Source organism: Janthinobacterium sp. GW458P, assembly GCF_002127585.1.
Classification (GTDB): domain Bacteria; phylum Pseudomonadota; class Gammaproteobacteria; order Burkholderiales; family Burkholderiaceae_D; genus Janthinobacterium.
The window spans coordinates 39,307-56,645 of the sequence record NZ_NEGZ01000022.1; the positions used below are offsets into that span (position 1 = coordinate 39,307).

General features: G+C 62.7%; 16 protein-coding genes. 8 read left to right on the forward strand and 8 right to left on the reverse strand.

What is annotated here, in order from left to right; all coding sequences use genetic code 11:
- Positions 1 to 79: 79 nt before the first annotated feature.
- Both gltX and CBW50_RS14220 read right to left on the reverse strand, forming a co-directional pair.
- Positions 80 to 1,486, reverse strand: coding sequence for a glutamate--tRNA ligase (gltX, locus tag CBW50_RS14215; RefSeq protein WP_086146161.1), 1,407 nt, complete (start codon positions 1,484 to 1,486; stop codon positions 80 to 82).
- A 90-nt stretch (positions 1,487 to 1,576) separates the two neighbouring features.
- Entirely contained in the window at positions 1,577 to 2,488 is a 912-nt protein-coding gene (locus tag CBW50_RS14220) for a LysR family transcriptional regulator (RefSeq protein ID WP_086146162.1), read from the reverse strand.
- 144 nt (positions 2,489 to 2,632) lie between these two features.
- Between CBW50_RS14220 and lysA the strand changes: the two genes are divergently transcribed.
- Together lysA and CBW50_RS14230 are read left to right on the forward strand one after the other, a co-directional pair.
- On the forward strand, positions 2,633 to 3,883 hold the full coding sequence (gene lysA / locus CBW50_RS14225) for a diaminopimelate decarboxylase (protein ID WP_086146163.1): 1,251 nt from the start codon (positions 2,633 to 2,635) through the stop codon (positions 3,881 to 3,883).
- A 62-nt stretch (positions 3,884 to 3,945) separates the two neighbouring features.
- A complete protein-coding gene (locus tag CBW50_RS14230) occupies positions 3,946 to 5,508 on the forward strand; it encodes a phospholipase D family protein (RefSeq protein WP_086146164.1) in 1,563 nt (520 codons plus the stop codon).
- A gap of 54 nt (positions 5,509 to 5,562) precedes the next feature.
- Here the strand turns inward: CBW50_RS14230 and CBW50_RS14235 are convergent, their stop codons facing one another.
- The 3 genes from CBW50_RS14235 to apbC all read right to left on the reverse strand — a co-directional run bounded on the left by CBW50_RS14235 (position 5,563) and on the right by apbC (position 9,047).
- Positions 5,563 to 7,239: an alkaline phosphatase family protein gene (locus tag CBW50_RS14235; protein WP_086146165.1), complete on the reverse strand. Its 1,677-nt coding sequence runs from the start codon at positions 7,237 to 7,239 to the stop codon at positions 5,563 to 5,565.
- Positions 7,240 to 7,414: 175 nt separating this feature from the next.
- Positions 7,415 to 7,822: a DUF4399 domain-containing protein gene (locus CBW50_RS14240; protein WP_086146166.1), complete on the reverse strand. Its 408-nt coding sequence runs from the start codon at positions 7,820 to 7,822 to the stop codon at positions 7,415 to 7,417.
- A gap of 136 nt (positions 7,823 to 7,958) precedes the next feature.
- Positions 7,959 to 9,047 carry an iron-sulfur cluster carrier protein ApbC gene (gene apbC / locus CBW50_RS14245; protein WP_086146167.1) on the reverse strand — a complete coding sequence of 363 codons (1,089 nt, stop codon included), beginning with the start codon at positions 9,045 to 9,047 and terminating at the stop codon, positions 7,959 to 7,961.
- A gap of 160 nt (positions 9,048 to 9,207) precedes the next feature.
- Between apbC and metG the strand changes: the two genes are divergently transcribed.
- The 5 genes from metG to panC all read left to right on the forward strand — a co-directional run bounded on the left by metG (position 9,208) and on the right by panC (position 14,020).
- The gene (gene metG / locus CBW50_RS14250) at positions 9,208 to 11,361 is read left to right on the forward strand and encodes a methionine--tRNA ligase (protein ID WP_086146168.1); all 2,154 of its coding nucleotides are present in this window, start codon (positions 9,208 to 9,210) and stop codon (positions 11,359 to 11,361) included.
- 18 nt (positions 11,362 to 11,379) lie between these two features.
- Positions 11,380 to 11,859, forward strand: a complete 480-nt coding sequence (locus tag CBW50_RS14255; protein WP_086146208.1) for a GNAT family N-acetyltransferase — start codon at positions 11,380 to 11,382, stop codon at positions 11,857 to 11,859.
- Between the two features lie 107 nt (positions 11,860 to 11,966).
- Positions 11,967 to 12,176 carry a DUF3460 family protein gene (locus CBW50_RS14260; protein WP_086146169.1) on the forward strand — a complete coding sequence of 70 codons (210 nt, stop codon included), beginning with the start codon at positions 11,967 to 11,969 and terminating at the stop codon, positions 12,174 to 12,176.
- A gap of 17 nt (positions 12,177 to 12,193) precedes the next feature.
- On the forward strand, positions 12,194 to 13,126 hold the full coding sequence (locus tag CBW50_RS14265) for a ScpA family protein (RefSeq protein ID WP_086146170.1): 933 nt from the start codon (positions 12,194 to 12,196) through the stop codon (positions 13,124 to 13,126).
- A 54-nt stretch (positions 13,127 to 13,180) separates the two neighbouring features.
- On the forward strand, positions 13,181 to 14,020 hold the full coding sequence (gene panC / locus CBW50_RS14270) for a pantoate--beta-alanine ligase (RefSeq protein WP_086146171.1): 840 nt from the start codon (positions 13,181 to 13,183) through the stop codon (positions 14,018 to 14,020).
- 40 nt (positions 14,021 to 14,060) lie between these two features.
- Here panC and CBW50_RS14275 read toward each other — a convergent pair whose 3' ends face one another.
- Complete coding sequence (locus CBW50_RS14275) at positions 14,061 to 14,537, reverse strand: hypothetical protein (RefSeq protein WP_139842512.1); 477 nt, start codon at positions 14,535 to 14,537, stop codon at positions 14,061 to 14,063.
- A gap of 341 nt (positions 14,538 to 14,878) precedes the next feature.
- On the opposite strand from CBW50_RS14275, the gene CBW50_RS14280 reads away from it, so the two are divergent.
- Positions 14,879 to 15,631 (forward strand): glucose 1-dehydrogenase, encoded by a 753-nt coding sequence (locus CBW50_RS14280; protein WP_086146173.1) that lies wholly within the window; start codon positions 14,879 to 14,881, stop codon positions 15,629 to 15,631.
- A 76-nt stretch (positions 15,632 to 15,707) separates the two neighbouring features.
- On the opposite strand, the gene cheY is transcribed toward CBW50_RS14280, so the two are convergent.
- Together cheY and CBW50_RS14290 are read right to left on the reverse strand one after the other, a co-directional pair.
- Positions 15,708 to 16,106, reverse strand: a complete 399-nt coding sequence (gene cheY, locus CBW50_RS14285) for a chemotaxis response regulator CheY (protein ID WP_026132837.1) — start codon at positions 16,104 to 16,106, stop codon at positions 15,708 to 15,710.
- Positions 16,107 to 16,253: 147 nt separating this feature from the next.
- Positions 16,254 to 17,324, reverse strand: coding sequence for a chemotaxis response regulator protein-glutamate methylesterase (locus CBW50_RS14290; RefSeq protein ID WP_086146174.1), 1,071 nt, complete (start codon positions 17,322 to 17,324; stop codon positions 16,254 to 16,256).
- Between the last annotated feature and the right edge of the window lie 15 nt (positions 17,325 to 17,339).

Below are 17,339 nucleotides of genomic sequence, written 5' to 3' on the forward strand. Positions count from 1 at the left end.
ATACCCTTTTTCGTCTATGAGCAACTTTTCATAGGGGCGGTTTCTGCACCGCATTTACACGCTCAATTCAGCGCGGCAATTACAGCCACTTTGCCAGGCGCGCCAGCACGGTGTCGCGGCCGAACATCACCACCACCTGGTCGATGGCCGGCGTCTGCAGCTGGCCCGTCAGAATCAGGCGCAAAGGCATGGCCAGCAGCGGCATCTTGATGGCGTGGGCCGCCAGCACTTCCTTGATCATGGCGGCCACGGCTTCCTTGCTCCACTCCACCGTGGCGATGCGCTCGGCAAACTGCGCCAGCACGGGCCTGATGGCATCCGTGATGTGCTGCGCTGCCAGTTCCGCTTCCGGCTGCGGCTCGCGGAAGAACAGCATCGAAGCGTCAGCCAGTTCATTGACCGTGTTGGCGCGCTCTTTCATCATGCCCAGCACTTGCGCCAGATCCGGCGCACCTTCGAAGACGGCGCCGGCGGCGATCATTTGCGGGCGGGCCAGGCCGGCCAGGCGGGTGTTGTCGGCCTGCTTGATGTACTGGTTATTGAGCCATTTGAGCTTTTCCAGGTCGAACTGCGCGGCCGACTTGGTCAGGTGGTCGAGGTTGAACCATTCGCAGAACTGTTCCACCGAGAACACTTCATCGTCGCCGTGGCTCCAGCCCAGGCGCGCCAGGTAGTTCAGCATCGATTCAGGCAGGAAGCCCTGTGCCGGATAATCCATCACGCTGACGGCGTCGCGGCGCTTGGACATCTTCTGGCCGTCCGAACCCAAAATCATCGGCAGGTGACCATACAGCGGCAGCGGCGCGCCGATGGCGCGCAGGATGTTGATCTGGCGCGGCGTATTGTTGACGTGGTCATCGCCGCGCAGCACATGGGTGATGCCCATGTCCCAGTCGTCGACGGCGACGCAGAAGTTATAGGTTGGCGTGCCGTCCGGGCGGGCGATCACCAGGTCGTCCAGTTCGCGGTTCGAGATCGTGATCGCGCCCTTGACCACGTCATCCCACGTCACGTCGCCATCGAGCGGATTCTTGAAGCGCACGACGGGCTTGCGGTCCGCCGGCACGGCAGGCAGGGTCTTGCCCGGTTCCGGGCGCCAGGTGCCGTCGTAGCGGGGCTTTTCGCCGGCGGCGCGCATGCGCTCGCGCATCGCTTCAACTTCTTCCGGCGACGAGTAGCAATGGTAGGCCGTACCCTCGGTCAGCATCTGCGCCACCACTTCGCGGTAGCGGTCCATGCGGGCCATCTGATAGAACGGGCCTTCGTCGTGGTCCAGGCCCAGCCACTGCATGCCTTCGATAATCGCTTGCACGGCTTCCGGCGTGGAACGCTCCACGTCCGTGTCTTCGATGCGCAACACGAAGGTGCCGCCGAAGTGGCGGGCGTACGCCCAGCTGTATAAAGCGGTGCGGGCGCCGCCCAGGTGCAGATAGCCGGTCGGGCTGGGAGCGAAACGGGTGCGGACGGGAGTAGCGGTTGTGGTCATCGAAGTAATCAGGCCTGAATAAGTAAAACGCCATTTTACTACCTAAGCAAACCCCAAAGGCAAACCCCGCCACGAGCGCTGGGGTTTGCCTTATAGGGCCAGCAAGCGCCTTTTCACCTCGTCCGCCTGGGCCTGCAGCGCCTGCTCGAACAGGGCGACCAATTGAGACAGGGGCCGGTGCAGCGGCTTGACGACGTTCACGGTGAACGGCAGGGACACGGCAAAGCGGCGGATCTGCAAGCCCTGCCCCGCAAAATCGAGCGCCGTGAGCGGATTGACAATGGCCAGCCCAACGCCTTCGCGCACCATGGCGCACACGGAGGCGGCGCTGTGCGTGTCGAGCGCCATGCGCCGCTCCACGCCGGCCTGCGCGAAGATGGCGTCGATCTGCTGGCGGTAGGGGTCGACGGCGGCCAGGCTGATGAAAGACTGGCCGGCGAAGTCCGTCGGCGCCAGCACGGCCTTGCCGGACAGCGGGTGGCCGTCCGGCAGCACGCATACCTCATCGACGGACATCAGGGGATCGAGCGCCGTGCCGGGCGGCGCATTGCCCACCTCCGTCAGCCCGATATCGTGGCGCTGCGCCGACAGCCACTCTTCCAGCAGCGGCGACTCCTGCGGCGTGATGCTGATGCTCACCTTGGGAAAGTCGGCGACGAAGCGCTTGCACGCCTGCGGCAGCAGCGACTGGGAAAACACGGGCAGGCAGGCGATCGACAGCTGCCCCTGGTCGAACTGGCGCAGGGCCGCCGCCGTGCTGACGATGCGCTCCAGGCCGAAATACGCGCGCTGCACTTCCTCGAACAGCTGCAGCGCCTGGGCCGTGGGGCGCAGCCGCCCCCGCTCGCGCTCGAACAGGATCAAGCCCGTCAAGTGCTCGAGGCGCGCCAGCTCGCGGCTGACGGTGGGCTGCGACGTATGCAGCATGGCGGCGGCGCCCGTCACGCTGCCTGTCGTCATGATGGCGCGGAAAACCTCGATATGGCGCAAGGAGATGGTCATGGGTATATCATAAATGAATAAGGTCAGCTTAATTGGATATTTTATGTTTACACAGAAAACCCGCATCATGATCGGCACGTAAATCGGATTATCAGGCCTAGCCCGCGCTATCCGCCCCCTCATTACATGACAAAGACAACCACCATGAAACCAGTGCCAGACGCCACCCTCGCCCAACTCGCCCAGGAACACGGCACGCCCCTGTGGGTCTACGACGCGGCCACCATCCGCGCGCGCGTAGCCCAGCTGGCGCAGTTCGACACCGTGCGCTTTGCACAAAAGGCCAATTCGAACATCCATCTGCTCGCCGTGATGCGCGAAGCGGGCGTGCACGTGGACGCCGTCTCGCTGGGCGAAATCGAGCGCGCGCTGCAGGCGGGCTTTGCGCCGGCGCAAACGAACGGCGCCGCCGGCCTGGTCTTCACCTGCGACCTGTTCGACCGCGCCACGCTGGCGCGCGTGGTGGAAGCGAAGATCGAGGTCAATTGCGGCTCCGTCGACATGCTGCGCCAGCTGGGCCCCGTATCGCCCGGCCACCGCGTCTGGCTGCGCATCAATCCCGGCTATGGCCATGGCCACAGCAACAAGACCAACACGGGCGGCGAAAACAGCAAGCACGGCATCTGGCATGAGGAGTTGCCGGAGGCGCTGGCCGTCATCCGCGCGCATGGACTGCACCTGGTGGGCCTGCACATGCATATCGGCTCGGGCGTCGACTACAGCCACCTGGAAACCGTCTGCGGCACCATGGTCGACCTGGTCAAGAACATGGGCCACGACCTGGAAGCCATTTCCACGGGCGGCGGCCTGTCCGTGCCCTACCGCGCAGGCGAGCAGCCGGTCGACACGGACCACTACTTCCAGCTGTGGGATGCGGCGCGCAAGCAGATCGAGGCGCACCTGGGCCATCGCGTGCACCTGGAAATCGAACCGGGCCGCTTTCTCGTGGCCGACGCCGGCCTGCTGGTGGCCGAAGTGCGCGCCACCAAGCAAATGGGCGGCAATCACTTCACCTTGCTCGATACGGGCTTCAATGAACTGATGCGCCCGGCCATGTACGGCAGCTACCATGAAATGTCGGTGATCGCGCATGACGGCCGCACCCTGGACGCCCAGCGCGCCACCGTGGTCGGCGGCCCCCTGTGCGAATCGGGCGATGTGTTTACCCAGCGCGATGGCGGCGTGGTGGAAACGCGGCAGCTAGCCGAAGCGCAGGTGGGCGACTATGTGGTCTTCGAAGGCGCGGGCGCGTATGGCGCGTCGATGTCGTCGAACTACAACAGCCGCCCGCATGCGGCCGAATACCTGGTCGATGGCGCGGATGAGCAACACCCGTCGCGACTGATCCGCCGCCGCCAGACGGTTGCCGAGTTGATCGCGCTGGAACAACTGTAACACCGCGCCCTGTGCGGGCATGCGCATCTGCTAACATCGGGGCAACTCGATGAAAGCTTGCCATGCCCGCCCAAGTACCCCCCTTCCGCAGCGCCAGCCGGCTGCTGCCCCTGCTGCTCTGCGCCATCCTTGCCGGCTGCGCTACACTGCCTTCGCTGGAGGGCCGCAGCGCCTCCAGCGTCATCACCGATACGGCCGACACGCGGCTGGGCGCGGCCATCGCGCCGCTGGCGGCGCAGCACCCGGGCGTATCCGGCATCTATCCGCTGGCCGACGGGCGCGACGCGTTTGCCGCGCGGGCGCTGCTGGCCGCCGCCGCCCAGCGCAGCCTGGACGTGCAGTACTACATCTGGCACAAGGACATCACCGGCACCCTGCTGTTCGACGCCCTGCGCCAGGCGGCCGAACGGGGCGTGCGCGTGCGCCTGTTGCTTGACGATAACAACACGGCGGGCCTGGACCAGACCCTGTCCATGCTGGGCAAGCAGCGGAATCTGGAAATCCGCCTGTTCAATCCCTTCGTGCCCCGCGCGCCGCGCGCGCTGGCCTTTGCCACGGATTTTTCGCGCCTGAACCGGCGCATGCACAATAAATCGTTCACGGCCGATAACCAGGCCACCATCGTTGGCGGGCGCAACGTGGGCGATGAATATTTTGGCGCGGCCGGCGACGTGCTGTTCGCCGACCTTGACGTGCTGGCCGTCGGCCCTGTCGTCGGCGAGGTGTCGCAGGAATTCGACCGCTACTGGAACAGCGCCTCGGCCTACCCGGCCGCACTGCTGCTGACCAGCCCTGTCGATGGCGACGCGGCCACCATCGCCGCCGAGGCGGACCGCATCGACGACACCAGGGCAGCAGAGGAATACGTGCAGGCGCTGCGCACCTCGCCCTTCGTCAAGCAGATGATGGAACGCACCCTGCCCTTCGAATGGGCCAGGACGCGCATGGTCAGCGACGACCCGGCCAAGGTGCTGGACAAGGCCCGGCCAGGCACGGGCGTGGCGGACAAGCTGCAAGACCTGCTGGGCGCGCCGCAAAAGGAAGTAGACCTGGTGTCGCCGTATTTTGTGCCCGGCAAGGCCGGCACGCAAGCCTTTGCCGACCTGGCACAAAAAGGCGTGGGCGTGCGCATCCTGACGAATGCGCTGGAAGCGACCGACGTGGCGGCCGTGCATGCGGGCTATGCGAAGTGGCGCAAACCGCTGCTGGAAGCGGGCGTGCTGCTGTATGAATCGCGCCGCTCGTGGGAAGCCGGCGACGCGCGCGAACAAACGGGCCGCTTCGGCAGCTCCGCATCGAGCCTGCATGCGAAAACCTTTGCCGTCGATGACCGGCGCGTCTTCGTCGGTTCGTTCAATTTCGACCCCCGTTCCATCGAATTGAACACGGAAATGGGCCTTGTCATCGACAGCCCCGCGCTGGCAAGCCAGCTGGGGCAAGCCATGCGCACGACGATCCCGCAGCGCGCCTACCAGGTGCTGCTGAACCCCGACGGTTCGCTGTACTGGCTGGCCCGCGATGCCAGCGGCACGACCACACGCTACGACACGGAACCGGGCGCCAGCATGTGGAAGCGCATGGGCGTGGCGATTTTGTCGGTGCTGCCGATCGACTGGCTGCTGTAACATTTACCGGGGTCAGACCCGCCGGGTCTGCCCCCAAGCAGGCGCCAACGCGTCTTAGCGCAGCGCTTCCGTCAAAATCCGCCCTTCCGACGCCGACGGCTGGCGGATACGCAGCAGGTGGGCGAGCGTAGGCGCGATGTCGACCACTTCCGCGTATTCGCCATACGCGCCCGGCTTGATCCAGCGGGGGCCGAAGACCATCAGCGGCACGTTCGTGTCATACGTGTACGGCGTGCCGTGCGAGGTGCCGCCGCTGCCCTTGCCGAAATACCAGGCCGGCTTCGTGACCAGCATCAGGTCGCCCGACAGCTGGCGGTTCCAGGCGCGGCGCATCAGGGTGTCCATGCGCGTGGCCACGGCGCCGGTTTCCATCTGCGTGCGCGTGTAGACCTGCGCCAGGCCGTCCTGCTGCAGCAGGAAGCGGGCCGCCGCCTCTTCCAGGGCGGCGCGATGGATGCCGCTCTTTTCCGCCAGCGCGTAGTCGAGATAGATATTCGGCAGCGACGACGCCGTCACCAGTTTATCGATGCCCAGGCTGGTTGCCAGGTGCTGGTTCAAGGCATCGACCAGCTTGGCGCCGTCGATGCGTTTGGCGGAAAAGCCGCGCGTTTCGGCAAATTCCGGCACGTTGGCAAAGCCATGGTCGGCCGTCAGCACCACCAGCACATTGTCCATGCCGACTTTTTTATCGAGATCAAGAAAGAAGCCGGCCAGCATGCGGTCCAGGCGCTGCAGATGGTCGTGCGACATCCTGCTTTCCGGGCCGTAGGCATGGTTCACGTAGTCGTGCGCAGACAGGCTCACGCCGAGGATATCGGGCACGCCGGCCGGATTGCGGCCCAGGTTTTCGCCATCGACGGCGGCACGGGCAAATTCCAGGGTCAGTTCATCGAGGAAGGGACCGGACTTCAAGCGGCTGTAATACTCGCCATCAAGCTTGCCGCTGTCGCTGTAATAGGCGAAGGGGAAGGTGTTGCGCGTGCCTGGCTTGGCCGCCACCAGATCATCACGGGCGTCGCGCGCATAGGCAGCATCGGCAAGCAGCGGCGTCCAGCTCTTGCCGTAATAGCGGTCCTGCGGTTTGGCCGCCTGGTAGCGCTGCACCCATTGCGGGTGCTGCTGCATATAGTATGTGCTGCTGGCGAAATTGCCCGTCTTTTCCATGTACATATAGGCCGTGCCCGTTTTCCCGGCCAGCAGGATGGCGCCGCGGTCCTTGCCCGACACGGTGACGACCTTGGCCTTGTCGCCCGTGGCGTAACGCAGTTCGTCGCCCAGGGTGCTCACGCGCAGTTTCGTCGGCGCCGTGCCGTCGTCCGGTTGCGTCTCTTCGCCGATGTAGTGGAAATTGCCATCCTCGGTGCAGTACACGGATTTCTTCGTGACGGGATCGATCCAGTTATTGCCGATCACGCCATGCTGGTACGGGTAGGCGCCCGACAGCACGGCCGAGTGGCCGATGGCGGTGACCGTGATGCCATGCGCCTGGTGCGCATCGCTGAACCACGCGCCCTGCTCCAGCAGGCGGCGCAAGCCGCCCTGGCCGAACTGGTCGCGGTAGCGCGTTACCTGCTCTTGCGGCAAGCCGTCGACCACCAGCACCACGACCAGCTTCGGCTGCGCCGCAGTCGCGGGAAGCGCCTTGGCCGCATGCGCCTGGCACGCCGCCACGCCAGCGGCCAGCAGCAGCGCCTGCGCCAGTTGCCGGGAAAGGGAGAAATGTTTCGTCATATCCGCTCGTTTATCAGTACACATTATAGGAATGCCATCGGGAGGCCATAAGACTGGCCGCCCGGCAGCATACACAGACTATATGACGCATTAATGACAATAGGCAATGTTATGAAAAAAGCCGGACTCCTGCAGGAAGCCGGCTCTTGCGAGGTGCGCTGAAACGGACTGGCGCTTACTTGACCGTCACTTTGATGCTTTTGCTCAACTCCGGCCCATACGACTGGTGCGCGCCATTGGCGAACTGCATGGTGAGGGTGTACTGGCCCGGCGGCAAGGTGACGTCCGTTTCCGTCTGTCCTTTACCGAAATGCAAATGCTTGTCATCCATGGGGATCATCTCGCCCGCCTTCATCGGCCCCGTATCGATGAGCAGATGATGGTGGCCCGTCTTGGCCGTCATGTCGCCGGCCGGCTTGACGTCCATGCCGCTGACGGCAAATTTCACTTTGAACGGGCTGGTCACCGTCGCGCCGTCAACAGGCTCGACGAATGACACGGATTGGGCAAAGGCGCTGGCGGCCAGCAGGCTGCCGGCAACCAGGACTGCGGCCTGGCGCAGGAATACGGTAGTCAATTGCATGATGTCTCCTCTTGTTTAATAACAACACGGACTGCATGAAACCATATTCCTGGCGGTCGTGGCGCCGGGGAAGATTATATAAATCCAACAACACCACGGCGGCCTTGAAAACCAGATTTGCAAGGCCGCCCAGCCACTAGTCGTTCTTGATGACGATCGACGGGAATTTACTTGTCATATCCTTCGCCTTTTCCGCCACCTTGATGGCGATGGTGCGGGCGATCTGCTTGTAGATCACGGCGACGGGGCCTTCCGGCTCGGCCACGACGGTCGGCGTGCCGGAATCCGTCTGCTGGCGAATCGCCATGGTCAGCGGCAAGGCGCCGAGGAATTCCACGCCGAAGTCCGCGCACATCTTCGCGCCGCCGCCGGCGCCGAAGATTTCTTCCGCATGACCGCAGTTCGAGCAGATGTGCGTGCTCATGTTTTCCACCACGCCGAGGATCGGGATGCCGACTTTCTCGAACATTTTCAAACCCTTGCGCGCGTCGAGCAGCGCGATGTCCTGCGGCGTCGTGACGATGACGGCGCCCGTGACGGGCACTTTCTGCGACAGGGTCAGCTGGATGTCGCCCGTGCCTGGCGGCATGTCGACGATCAGATAATCGAGGTCGCGCCAGTTGGTCTGGTCCAGCAGCTGCTGCAAGGCTTGCGTGACCATGGGGCCGCGCCACACCATCGGCTCGTCCGGATCGATCATGAAGCCGATCGACGACACTTGCAGGCCGTGGTTTTCCATCGGCTCCATGCTCTTGCCGTCCAGGGTCTTCGGCTGGCCGCTGATGCCCAGCATCATCGGTTGCGACGGGCCATAGATGTCGGCGTCGAGCATGCCGACGGTGGCGCCTTCGGCCGCCAGGGCCAGGGCCAGGTTGACGGCCGTGGTCGATTTGCCAACACCGCCCTTGCCGGAAGCGACGGCAATGATGTTTTTCACGTTGCTCATCGGCTTCAAGCCGCGCTGCACCGTGTGCGAAATGATTTTCGACGACACGCCCACGCTGACGTTGCCCACGCCCGGCAGCACGCGCAGCGCGGCCAGCACGGACTTGCGGATCAGGTCGATCTGGCTCTTGGCGGGGTAGCCCAGCTCGATGTCGAGCGAAATATCGGCGCCATCGACCTTCAGATTCTTGACGGTTTTGCTGGAAACGAAATCTTTATGTGTATTTGGATCAATAACCTGGGCCAGCGCGGCCTTGACGTCTTCTACTGTGATGCTCATGTAAATCTCCGTGTGTACTACATATGTGCAATACGCGCAGTCTAGCGCAAATTTGCATGGTGCGATGGCGGCAAAAGCATCACTTGCCGGCGCTGCATCTGCTCATATTGCCTTTCCGCTGTTAAAATGTCCTATTATCCATCCCAAAAGTGCATCAATCATGACTCGCAAGCTGTTCGTCACCACTGCCCTGCCTTACGCAAACGCCGCTTTTCACATTGGCCACATCATGGAATACATCCAGGCTGATATCTGGGTCCGGTTCCAGCGAATGCAACGCGATGGCGCGGCCGGCCGTGAAGTGCACTTTGTGGGCGCCGACGATACGCATGGCACGCCCATCATGATCGCCGCCGAAAAGGAAGGCATTACGCCGCAGCAATTCGTCGCCAATATCGCCGCCGGCCGCGCCCAGTACCTCGATGGCTTCCACATCGCCTTCGACAACTGGTATTCGACCGATTCGCCGGAGAACGTTGATCTGTCGCAATCGATCTACCGCAAGCTGCGCGATACGGGCCTGATCGTCACGAAAACCGTCGACCGCTTCTTCGACCCGGTCAAAGGCATGTTCCTGGCCGACCGCAACATCAAGGGCGAATGCCCGAAATGCGGCGCCAAGAACCAGTACGGCGACAATTGCGAAGTATGCGGCGCCGCCTACCAGCCGACCGACCTGGTCAACCCGTTCTCGGTCTTCACCAACGCGACGCCCGTGATGAAGCCGTCGGAACAGTATTTCTTCAAGCTGTCCGACCCGCGCTGCTTCGAATTCCTGAAAAGCTGGCTGAACACGCCAGGCCGCTTGCAGCCGGAAATGGTCAACAAGGTCAGCGAATGGCTGGGCGAGGCGGGCGAAAAGCTGGCCGACTGGGATATCTCGCGCGACGCGCCCTACTTCGGCATCCCAATTCCCGATGCGCCGGGCAAGTTCTTCTATGTGTGGATGGACGCGCCCGTCGGCTACCTGGCCAGCCTGAAAAACTATTGCGACAAGAAAGGCATCGATTTCGACGCCTTCCTGAACGACCCGACGACGGAACAGATCCATTTCATCGGCAAGGACATCGTTTCCTTCCACCTGCTGTTCTGGCCTGCCATGCTGAAATTTGCCAATCACCCGGTGATCGACAAACTGAAAGTCAATGTCCACGGCTTCCTGACGGTTAATAACGAAAAGATGTCGAAGTCGCGCGGCACCGGCATCTCGCCGCTGCGCTACCTGGACCTGGGCATGAACCCGGAATGGCTGCGCTACTACATCGCCTTCAAGCTGAACTCGAAAGTGGAAGACCTGGACTTCAACGGCGAAGATTTTGTCGCCCGCGTGAACAGCGACCTGATCGGCAAGTACGTGAACATCGCCAGCCGCTGCGCCGGTTTCATCGCCAAGAAGTTCGACGGCAAGCTGGCCACTACCCTGTCGTCGACGGCGCAGGGCTATATCTGGCGCGCGCTCACGTACAAGGTGCCGTCCGGCGACGAGGTCCTGAGCAAGGAACGCCAGGCCAGCATCGCGGCCCACTACGAAAATCGCGAATTCGGCAAGGCCTTGCGCGAGATCATGGAAATTGCCGACATCACCAACCAGTATGTCGATGAAAACAAGCCGTGGATCCTGGCCAAGGATGCGGACAAAACGGCCGAGCTGCACGACGTGTGCACCACGGCCCTGATCCTGTTCCGCCAGCTGACCATCTTGCTGTCGCCGGTATTGCCGGGCGTGGCGAAGAACGTGGCCAGCTTCCTCAACGACGAACAATTTACCTGGGCCGATACGCAAGCGGACGCCGTCTCGGCCAGCATGCTGGGCCGCACCATCGGCACCTACAACCATTTGATGACGCGCATGGATGCAAAGATGATCGAAGCGTTGTTTGACGCGCCGCAAGCGGCAGCTGCCGCGCCCGCCATCGACGCCGCAAGCGACGCCGCCGTGGCCGCCCCAGCCTCCGCCATCGAGGAACTGGCGCCGGAAATCAAGATCGACGATTTCCTCAAGGTCGACTTGCGCATCGCGAAAATCGTCAACTGCGAGCTGGTCGACGGCTCCGACAAGCTGCTGCGCCTGACGCTGGACGCGGGCGAAGGCCGTTTGCGCAACGTGTTCTCGGGCATCCGTTCGGCTTACCAGCCGGAAGAGCTGATCGGCAAGCTGACGGTGCTGGTGGCCAATTTGGCGCCGCGCAAGATGAAGTTCGGCATTTCGGAAGGCATGGTCATGGCCGCCTCCGCCGCCGACGAGAAGGCCAATCCGGGCATCTACATCCTGAACCCGTGGCCGGGCGCCGAACCTGGCATGCGCATCCGCTAAGGACGACAAGGACCGATGATGAATATCGTGGTGCGCGAAGCAACGAATGCCGATGCACAACTGATTGCCGAGCTGACCCGCGCCGCGTGGGCCGGCAAGGTGGCTCCTTCCTCCAGCGGACACCACGAGACGGCCGAGCAAGTGGCGGAGCAACTGCGCCACGGCGGCGGCTTCGTGCTGCTGGTCGACGACGTGCCGGCCGGCTCGCTGCGCTGGATGCCGCTCGACAGCGATCCCGCCATCTGGAAGATTTCGCGCATGGGCGTGCTGCCCGCCTACCGGGGCAGCCACATCTCGCAGCACTTGCTCGAAGCCATCATTCATCACGGCCTGTCGTGCCAGGCCGAGGAATTGCGCCTGGCCGTGCGGCGCGACCAGCGCAAGCTGATCGATTTTTACGCGGCCTTCGAATTCGACCTGGCCGAGGAACTGGAATATTCGCACGCCAACCCCGCCGAACCGGCGCCTATGGTGATGCGCCGCCTGCTAAGGTATTGATTTTTAGCATTTTTGCCCCTGGCTTGTCCATACAACAACCCGCCAGCTCGCCCGGCGCGGTAAAATACGGCCGGCTGACCTTACTTATAAGACACTCAGAAGAGAATATGAAACTGCCTGCAAAACACAACAACTACGTATCCGACCACACCTTGTTCATCGCCGAACTGAAGGCCAAGAATCCTGGCATGGAAGCGGGCCAGCAAGCGGGCCGCGCCCTGCTGTGGGACAAGCCACCCGTCAGCATCGATGAGCAGGAACGCCAGATGGCGTCGGCCGTCAAGCAGCAGGCCTACGTTTACCAGAACAAGAACTAAGACCTGGAACCGGCACGATGTTGCCTGAAGAGTCGGCGGGCACGCCGGGGCAAGACGCCCAGGACGTGAACGCGGTCATCGAGTTGCCCGAACCCGTCGCTGGCGGCGACGGCGGCGGCGACCCTGCAGCATCTGCAACAGCGGTCACGGACGCGGCGCCCGCCGCCGACCCGCTGGGCATCGCCCGCCTGTACGGCGAGCCGATGATGCGCATGCCGACCGATTTGTACATTCCGCCGGACGCGCTGGAAATCTTCCTCGAAGCCTTCGAAGGCCCGCTCGACTTGCTGCTCTACCTGATCCGCAAGCAAAACTTCAACATTCTCGATATCCCGATGGCGCAGGTCACCCTGCAATATCTGAAATACGTGGACCAGATCCGCGTGCGCAACCTGGAACTGGCCGCCGAGTACCTGTTGATGGCCGCCATGTTGATCGAGATCAAGTCACGCATGCTCTTGCCATCGCGCAAGAGCGACGTCGAGGAAGACGGCGGCGACCCCCGTGCCGAACTGGTGCGCCGCCTGCTCGAGTACGAGCAGATCAAGCTGGCCGCCTACGACCTGAACGCCATCCCGCAGTTCGAGCGCGATTTCGTGCGCACGCAGATCTTCATCGAGCAAAGCCTGACGCCCACCTGGCCCGACGTGGAGCCGGTGGACTTGCAGCAGGCATGGCTCGACGTGCTGAAGCGCGCCAAGCTGACCCAGCATCACCGCATCAGCCGCCAGGAACTGTCCGTGCGCGAGCACATGTCGAGCATCCTGCGCCATCTGCAATCGTCGCGCTTCGTCGAATTCAGCGAGCTGTTCGACATTGCCGGCGGCGTGCCCGTGGTGGTGGTTAACTTCGTGGCCCTGCTGGAACTGGCCAAGGAAACCCTGATCGAAATCACGCAGGCAGAACCGTTTGCCCCCATCTACGTCCGGCTGGCGTATTCGCCCGCCTGACCCCTTCCCTTTGTCACTGACCACCGTACAACGGGGTTTTAGCGAAAGCAATCCATGAAAATTATTTCCGACATCGAAGAATTGCGCGACCAGCTCAGCGGACAGCTGCGCACGGCGTTCGTCCCCACCATGGGCAACCTGCATGAAGGCCATCTGTCGCTGATGCGCCTGGCGCGCAAGCACGGCGACCCCGTCGTCGCCTCGATCTTCGTCAACCGCCTGCAATTCGGCCCGAACGAAGACTTTGAAAAATATCCACGCACCATGGCCGCCGATATTGCCAAGCTGGAGAAGGAAGGCGTGTATGTGCTGTTCGCGCCGACGGAAAAGGAACTGTATCCGGAACCGCAGGAATACCGCGTGCGTCCGCCCGATGACCTGGGCAATACCCTGGAAGGGGAATTCCGCCCCGGCTTCTTCGAAGGCGTGTGCACGGTCGTCACCAAGCTGTTCTCGTGCGTGGGCCCGCGAGTGGCCGTGTTCGGCAAGAAGGATTACCAGCAGCTGATGATCATCCGTAACATGGCGCGCCAGTTTGCGCTGCCGACGGAAATCATCGCCGCAGAAACCTACCGGGCCGACGATGGCCTGGCCTTGTCCTCGCGCAATATGTACTTGTCGGAAAGCGAACGGGCGGAAGCGCCGGAACTGTTCAAGGGACTCACATTCGTGGCCGAGGAAGTGCGCAAGGGCAACCTGGCCGTGGGCGAGCTGGAACAGGCCGCCATGCGGCTGCTGGACGGACGCGGCTGGAAGTCCGATTACATCGCCGTGCGCAAGCGCGCCAACCTGCAAGCGCCAAGCGCTGCCGAACTGGCCGCTGGCGAACCGCTGGTGGTGCTGGCCGCCGCCAGGCTGGGCCAGACGCGCTTGATCGACAACCTGGAAATCTGACAGCGCCGCACGCCGGCGGGGCCGGCCGGCTCCGCCGCCCCTACTTCTCCAGGCGTACCAGCCTGAGCTCTGCAAACAGCGGCTTGCCCTTGCTGCGCGCAGCCTGCAGCATGTCATAACTGGCCGCATCGAGCACGATTTCCTCGCCTGCCCACAATTTGCGCTGGCTGGCCGGCAGCTTCAGGCTGCGCAGCATCGCGCGCGCCTGGGCCGGGTCCGCCGCCAGCAGGCGGATGGCGTGCCCATCGCGCTGCGCTGCCTTCAGGGGCGCCACATCACCTGGCGCATTTTCCTGGCTCAGGGAAACATAATCACTGCCGCCGACGCGGTGCAGATACGCATGCCGGCCATCGCCCTCGACGGCCAGGTGTACTGGCGCCGGCGGCGTCTCAGGCGGCTGTGCCTCCACGAACGCGGTCGAAACGGCTGCCGGTGCGATGGCCTGCTCGATACTGGCGCCGCAGGCCGCCAGCAAGGCCGTGCTCAGGGCTAACACTAAAACGGATGTTCGGCGCATGCTGCGCTCCTTCTTGTCGGGGTCGGGGACAAAGGTCGAATGGTGCAGCGATCATGGGCCAAATCAGTTGACGTGTAAAGTTAACTTTAGGAAATATTTCATTCCTTTGCGCAATTCGTTTCCATGGCTTGCAATCGCGCAATAGCCGTGCGGAATACATCCTCGGCCGCCGGCATGGCAGCGGCGTCGTGCGACGCGAACGCGCGCCGACATCATTATTGATTTAACTTGCACAATCAAAGCAATAGCGCCATCTTTATCCAGTCAAAGATAAAGACCAGAATGCCTGTACTGGCTCGTCGGCAACACCGCGGGCTTCCGGTCACTACAGGAGAAACGCCATGAATACAGCAGTCCCCCCATCGCGCGTCGCCATCGTCACGGGCGCCTCGTGCGGCATCGGCGCCGCCGTTGCCCGCCGTCTGGCGCGCGACGGCATGCAGGTCGTCGTCAACTATGCCAGCGGCAAGGCGGCAGCGGAGCAGCTGGCGGCGGCCATCGTCGGCGATGGCGGCGCTGCCATTGCGGTGAGGGCCGACGTGGCCGATGCGGCAGACGTGCAAGCCCTGTTCGACGCGGCCGAAGCGGCCTTTGGCGGCGTCGACGTGCTCGTCAATAACGCCGGCGTCCTGCCGCCCGAGCTGCCCAGCCTGGCCGACACGGACGACGCCGCCTTCGACAGGCTGTTCGCCATCAATGTGAAGGGCAGCTTCAATACCATGCGCCAGGCGGCGAGGCGCCTGCGCCACGGCGGCAGCGTGGTCAATTTCTCGACGAGTGTGATAGGCCTGGCCCTGCCAGGTTACTCCGTCTACGGCGCCAGCAAGGCGGCCATCGAGACGATGACGAATATCTTCGCCAGGGAACTACGCGGCAAAAACATCACCGTCAACGCCGTCGCCCCCGGCCCCACGGCCACGGCCCTGTTTTTGAACGGAAAATCAGGCGAAACGATAGAGCGCATGAGCAAGATGGCGCCACTGGAACGCCTGGGCACGCCCGACGACATCGCCGCCGCCGTGGCCTTCCTGGCCGGCCCCGATGGCCGCTGGATCAATGGCCAGACCCTGCGCGCGAATGGCGGCCTGGTGTAAGCCAGTTGCAGGCCAACGAAAAAAACGCTGCCGGTTTGCACGGGCAGCGTTTTTCTTGATCGGTATCAAGCCGTGATCAGGCGCCGGCTTTTTCCAGCTTCTCGAAAATCTTGTTCAGCTTTTCATCGAGGGTCGCGGCCGTGAACGGCTTGACAACATAACCGCTGGCGCCCGCTTGCGCGGCGGCAATGATGTTTTCCTTCTTCGCTTCAGCCGTAACCATCAGCACGGGCAGCTTGGCCAGCGCGGGATCGGCGCGGATATGCTGCAGCATCGTCAGGCCATCCATATTCGGCATGTTCCAGTCCGACACGACGAAATCGAACGATTCCGCGCGCAGCTTGGCCAGGCCCATCACGCCGTCTTCCGCCTCATCGACGTTGGCATAACCCAGTTCCTTCAACAGATTCCGGACAATGCGGCGCATCGTCGAAAAATCGTCAACGACTAAAAATTTCATCTTTGGATCAGCCATGAATAACTCCGTTGTTTCTGTAGCGGTTTGTTAATAATATCGACATGAATGCCGACATTATGGTCGACACTACGGCAGCAAGTCGTAGGATAGCATTTTCGTTGCTTTTAGGCGAACAAACTTGCCTCAGATCATATAAAACGTGGCTTACACGCGCAAAGCGCGCATGCCATGCGCAGCCAGGTGGCCCAGCACCATGCCAGGCAAGGCCGTCAGAGCGCCAACCTCATGCGTGGCACCGATGGCGATCGCCTCGCGCGGCATGCCGAACACGACGCAACTGGCTTCGTCCTGAGCAAAATTATACGCTCCTGCGGCCTTCATCTCCAGCATGCCTTGTGCGCCATCCTTGCCCATGCCCGTCAGGATCACGCCGACGGCATTTTTACCTGCCGATTGCGCAGCCGAACGGAACAGCACGTCCACGGACGGACGGTGGCGGTTGACGGGCTCGCCCTGGTCGATCTTGGTCATGTAGTTGGCGCCGCTGCGCGTCAAGGTCAGGTGCGAATGACCGGGCGCGATGTAGGCGTGGCCTGGCAGCACGCGTTCGCCGCCGGCCGCTTCCTGCACCGAAATCTTGCACAAGGAATCGAGGCGCCGCGCAAACGAGCGCGTAAACCCTTCGGGCATGTGCTGCGTAATCAGGATGCCGGGGCAATCGGACGGCATCTGCATGAGGAATTCGCGGATCGCTTCCGTGCCGCCCGTGGAGGCGCCAACGATGATCAGCTTTTCGCTCGACGTCAATGGACTGCGCAGCGCCGGCAGCGGTGCTGTCGTCTTGTCGCCTGCCGACGGCAGGGTGCGCGCACGGATGCGCGCCTTGGAGGCCGCGCGGATCTTGTCGGCGATCATGTCCGTGTACTCGCGCATGCCGCTCTGGATCGAAATCTTCGGCTTGGTGACGAAATCGACGGCGCCCAGTTCCAGCGCGCGCATGGTGATTTCCGAACCGCGCTCGGTCAGCGACGACACCATCAGCACCGGCATGGGGCGCAAACGCATCAGCTTTTCCAGAAAGTCCAGGCCATCCATCTTCGGCATCTCGACGTCCAGGGTCAGCACATCGGGATTGGTCTGCTTGATCATCTCGCGCGCCACCAGCGGATCGGGCGCCGCGCCCACCACTTCCATGTCGGGCTGGCTGTTCACAATTTCCGTCATCACGCTACGAATCAAGGCCGAATCATCCACGATCAATACTTTGATCTTCATATCTATCCTTCCAGG